At 50.7% G+C, this 4,806-nt stretch carries 5 protein-coding genes and 1 pseudogene; all 6 read right to left on the bottom strand.

Features of this window, described 5'->3' with window-relative positions:
- On the bottom strand, positions 1-886 hold an 886-nt coding region (locus lacNas_RS06995), incomplete at its 3' end, for a rod shape-determining protein (protein ID WP_201331214.1).
- Positions 887-970: 84 nt separating this feature from the next.
- Positions 971-1,201, bottom strand: coding sequence for a DUF1146 family protein (locus tag lacNas_RS07000; protein WP_201331215.1), 231 nt, complete (start codon positions 1,199-1,201; stop codon positions 971-973).
- Between the two features lie 47 nt (positions 1,202-1,248).
- Positions 1,249-1,689, bottom strand: coding sequence for a F0F1 ATP synthase subunit epsilon (locus lacNas_RS07005; protein WP_201331216.1), 441 nt, complete (start codon positions 1,687-1,689; stop codon positions 1,249-1,251).
- Positions 1,690-1,700: 11 nt separating this feature from the next.
- Positions 1,701-3,140: a F0F1 ATP synthase subunit beta gene (gene atpD / locus lacNas_RS07010; protein WP_201331217.1), complete on the bottom strand. Its 1,440-nt coding sequence runs from the start codon at positions 3,138-3,140 to the stop codon at positions 1,701-1,703.
- A gap of 19 nt (positions 3,141-3,159) precedes the next feature.
- Positions 3,160-4,122, bottom strand: a complete 963-nt coding sequence (locus lacNas_RS07015; protein ID WP_201331218.1) for a F0F1 ATP synthase subunit gamma — start codon at positions 4,120-4,122, stop codon at positions 3,160-3,162.
- 10 nt (positions 4,123-4,132) lie between these two features.
- Positions 4,133-4,806, bottom strand: a pseudogene (locus tag lacNas_RS14260) (F0F1 ATP synthase subunit alpha); the annotation flags it as partial.

Below are 4,806 nucleotides of genomic sequence, written 5' to 3' on the forward strand. Positions count from 1 at the left end.
CGGCGATCAGCTTGTCAATGTTCTTGAGCAAGGCGCCACCGCCAGTGATCATGATGCCGCGGTCGATAATGTCGGCTGACAGTTCCGGCGGCGTCTCTTGCAGAACCTGCTTGGTAGCCGTGATGATCGTCTGCAGGCCGTCCTGCAGGGCTTCAGTGACTTCGGCGCTGGTTACCGTGATCTGCTTTGGCAGACCATCGATCGTGTCCCGGCCCCGGACAGTCATGTTGGCGTCCGGATCAGGAGCGGTAGCGGCGCCGATTTCGATCTTGATGCTTTCAGCCGTCCGCATGCCAATCAAGAGCTGGTGGTGCGTCTTGATGTAATTGACGATTGCCTGGTTCATCCGGTCGCCGGCATAGCGCAGCGACTTTGAAGTCACGATCTCGCCCATTGACAAAATCGCGATGTCCGTGGTCCCCCCGCCGATGTCGATAACCATGTTGCCCTGCGGCTTGAAGATGTCCAAACCAGCACCAACCGCGGCCACCTTCGGCTCGTAGTCCAAGTAAACCTTGCCGCCGCCTGACTTTTCAGCCGCCTGGATGATCGCCTTCTGCTCGATCGAAGTCACGCCAGTCGGCGTGCAGACCAGAATGTTCGGCTTGCTCATAAAGCCCTTGACGTTCAGCTTTTCAATAAAGTATGACAGCATGGCTTCGGTAATGTCAAAGTCGGCAATTACCCCGTCCTTCAGCGGACGGATAACGCGGATGTTGCCAGGAGTACGGCCAACCATTTCATAAGCTTCAGTGCCGACCGCCACCACCTTGTTCGTGTTCGTATCCACGGCAACAACTGATGGTTCGTCGATCACAATGCCTTTTCCGGAAACGTTGATCAAAACGTTCGCGGTCCCCAAATCAATACCAATATCTTTTGACACGTCTATTTCCTCCATAACATATTAATTTTAATTGTACCATAAAAGCGCTCTGCTTAGCGGATTACGCTTAGCTTTAACCTATTTTTAAAATAGGTTCGACAGTTGTAATGAAGTATCTATCAAGGCGATCAAAAATTGGCCGACTGAATAGCCCAGGGCAATCGCCATGAAAATCAAAAAGACCTGTGCTTCAAAAACCCGGTTGGTCCGGATGATCTTCTCGATTCTGACGGTTTTCACCGCTTGAAAAGCTAAGGCAATGCAAACAAAATAGATCACCAAGCTGATGATTGCATGAATTCCAAGTTGTCTCATGTTAAATTTACCATAAAAAAAGAGCGGAATAAATCCGCTCTTTTCCCTTATTTATGCAGCGCATCGTAAACGTGAATCCGGTTTACGGCCCGCCGCAAAGCGATTTGGGCCCGTTCCAATGACTGTTCGTCGTGCTTTTCCTTGGCTTCCTTGATGTGAGCCTCGGCCCGCTGCTTGGCAGCTTCGGCCCGACTGAGGTCAATGTTGCGTGCACGTTCTGCGTTGTCGGCAATAATCGTCGCGACATTGTTGGCAAATTCGATGATCCCGCCGCTGACCGCGATGTGGTCCACCTTGTGGTCGACATCGGCGCCGCGCTGTACCCGAACTTCACCAATTGTCAAAGGGGTTAAAATCGGCAGGTGGTTATATAAAATCTGTCGGTCACCATCGATAGCCCGCATTGAGACGGAACTGCCACGGTGAGAATAGATTAGCCCGTTTGGCGTGACGATATTGATCTTAAACAGTTTCTCTGGTTCTGCCATCGTGCATCACCCTACTTTTCTAATAAGGCTTTTGCTTCTGGATCGCTTGGGGTAACCCCCATCTTTTGCGCCTTCTTCAAAACGTCTTCAATTGGGCCAACGCCTCTGAAGGCATCTTCAGGCAGGTCGTCAAGATGGCCATCGAGGATCATCTTAAAGCCCTTGATCGTTTCCTTGATCGGAACGTATGAACCTGGAACGCCGGTAAAGACTTCGGCAACGAAGAAGTTTTGTGACAAGAAGAACTGAATCTTACGAGCCCGGGCAACGACCAGCTTTTCTTCGTCTGACAATTCATCCATACCCAAAACGGAAATGATGTCTTGCAGTTCGCGGTAGCGTTGCAGAATGTGTTGAACACGGGTGGCAACATCGTAGTGTTCTTGACCAACGATTTCCGGGTCAAGGGCACTGGAAGTTGATTCAAGCGGGTCAACGGCCGGGTAGATACCTTGTTCAACCAGGCTACGTTCCAAGTTGGTCGTGGCGTCCAAGTGCGCGAAAGTCGTTGCTGGCGCTGGGTCAGTGTAGTCATCGGCAGGCACGTAAACGGCTTGAATGGAAGTGATTGACCCCTTCTTGGTTGAAGTGATTCTTTCTTGCAATTGACCCATTTCAGTTGCAAGAGTCGGTTGGTAACCAACGGCACTTGGAATACGGCCCAGCAAGGCGGAAACTTCGGAACCAGCCTGGGTAAACCGGAAGATGTTGTCGATAAAGAGCAGCACGTCTTGGCCTTCAACGTCTCTGAAGTATTCAGCGATCGTCAAACCAGTCAGCGCAACCCGCATTCTGGCACCAGGCGGCTCGTTCATCTGCCCAAAGACCATGGCAGTCTTGTCCAAAACGCCGGATGCCTTCATTTCGAAGTAAAGGTCGTTACCTTCACGGGTTCTTTCACCGACACCGGTAAAGACGGAAATACCGTTGTGTTCTTGGGCAATGTTGTGAATCAATTCCTGGATGATCGTGGTCTTACCAACCCCGGCACCCCCGAACAGACCGACTTTACCACCACGAAGATATGGTTCAAGCAAGTCAATAACTTTGATGCCAGTTTCCAGAATTTCACGACTAGTAGTTAATTCATCATACTTAGGTGCTTCTTTGTGGATCCCAGAACGAGGGTGATCAGCTGGATATTCCGGACCACCATCAATTGGTTGACCTAAAACGTTGAAGACCCGGCCCAAAGTGTCTGGACCAACTGGTACGGAAATTGAGCTTCCCGTGTCTTCAACCTTCATCCCACGACGAAGGCCATCGGTAGATTCCATCGCGATGCAGCGCAAAACGCCATCGCCTTGTTCAAGAGTAACTTCAAGAGTAATTGACTCAGTCTCTGACTTGATAACTTTCAGAGCGTTGTTGATGTCCGGCAAGTCTTTGCCAATTGGGAACTTAACGTCAACAACTGGTCCAATTACCTGAACGATTTCACCTTGACTCAAACTTCTACCTCCTTTTCTCTTATTTAAGTGCATTTGCACCACTGACGATTTCAGTCAATTCAGTAGTGATTTGTGCTTGTCTTGCACGGTTCATTTGCAGACTGAGGCTGGAAACAAGGTCCTTGGCATTGTCCGTGGCACTCTTCATCGCCGTCATTGAGCTGGCGTGTTCAGCAGTCTTGGCGTCCAAAATAGCGCCATAGATTTCTGCCCGCGCGAACTGCGGCAAAAGCGTTGCCAGAACGCTGTCAATGTCAGGTGCAACTTCAAATTCGATCTTCTTGCTTTCCTTGGCTTCCATGGTACCGATGTCCAAGTCGACGATCGGCAGCATCTTTTCTGCCCGGAAGGCAGATGACAAGGAATTAACGTGGTGAGTGTAGCAAACGTACAATTCATCGTAGACGCCGTTCAAGTACATCTTGATGGCGGTTGAAACGATCGGCAGGGTTTCCTTGAACGTTGGCACGTCGGAAACGCCGTCCTTTTCATAAACAACATTCAAGTTGTTCTTCTTGAAGAATTGCGAGCCAACGCTGCCGATTGACAGGATTTTCGACTCACGGCCTTGAATCTTGTCATCGGCAACCAAACTCATCATCTGCTTGATGACCGAACTGTTGTAGGACCCAACCAGGCCCCGGTCGCCAGTGATTACCAGGTAGCCAACCGAGCGAACTTCTTCGCGCGGCTTGATCATGTCGGAAATGATCCCCATTCCGAAGACGTCATCGTAGTCGATGCTGTCAATGTTGTCCTGAGTCAGCCGGTAGTTGGCCTTGTTCAGGTGGTTGATCACGCTGGCGCTCATCAGCCGCGACACGGTTTGGTGCAGCAGCTGGTTGTATTCCTGGTAGCCCTTGTCCCGTTTTTCAGTTTGGTTCAGTTTGGCCGCTGAAACCATGTGCATGGCTTCAGTGATCTTACTCGTTTGCTTGACAGAAGCAATTCTTTTCTTCAATTCAAGTAAAGATGCAGGCATAGTCTACCTCCTATTCGTTACTTGATGAAAAGCTGGATGCAAATTGTTGAATAGCTTCTTGAAGCTTGCTTTCGTCTGGCAATTTGCCAGTTGATTTAATTTCTGCCAACAAATCAGCGTGGTTGGCGTCAAAGTCAGTGTAGAGCTCTTGCTCGAAGCGGCCGATATCGTCAACCGGCACAGCATCCATGAAGCCGTGCGTCAGAGCGTAAAGCAGAACAACCTGCTTTTCAACCGGAACCGGCTTGTGCAGCGGCTGCTTCAAAACTTCAACAGTCCGCCGGCCACGGGCCAGCTTGGCCTGCGTAGCCTGGTCAAGGTCACTGCCGAATTGGGCAAAGCTTTCCAGTTCCCGGTATGAAGCCAGGTCAGTCCGCAAAGTACCGGCAACCTTCTTCATGGCAGGAATCTGCGCCGCCCCACCGACACGGGAAACAGAAGCCCCGGCGTCAATGGCTGGACGGGTACCTGAGAAGAACAGGTCGCTTTGCAGGAAGATCTGCCCGTCAGTGATAGAAATAACGTTGGTTGGAATGTAGGCAGAAATGTCGCCGGCTTCAGTTTGAATAAACGGCAAAGCAGTCAGCGAACCGCCGCCCAAGTCCTTGCTCAGCTTGGCGCTGCGTTCCAGCAAACGTGAGTGCAGGTAGAAGACGTCACCTGGGTAAGCTTCACGACCAGGCG

The organism is Lactobacillus nasalidis (assembly GCF_016587775.1).
Taxonomy (GTDB): domain Bacteria; phylum Bacillota; class Bacilli; order Lactobacillales; family Lactobacillaceae; genus Lactobacillus; species Lactobacillus nasalidis.

Bases quoted from the DNA above. Each gene is read 5' to 3' on its own strand.
- lacNas_RS07000 (WP_201331215.1), bottom strand. From the start codon at position 1,201: ATGAGACAACTTGGAATTCATGCAATCATCAGCTTGGTGATCTATTTT.
- lacNas_RS07005 (WP_201331216.1), bottom strand. From the start codon at position 1,689: ATGGCAGAACCAGAGAAACTGTTTAAGATCAATATCGTCACGCCAAAC.
- lacNas_RS07015 (WP_201331218.1), bottom strand. From the start codon at position 4,122: ATGCCTGCATCTTTACTTGAATTGAAGAAAAGAATTGCTTCTGTCAAG.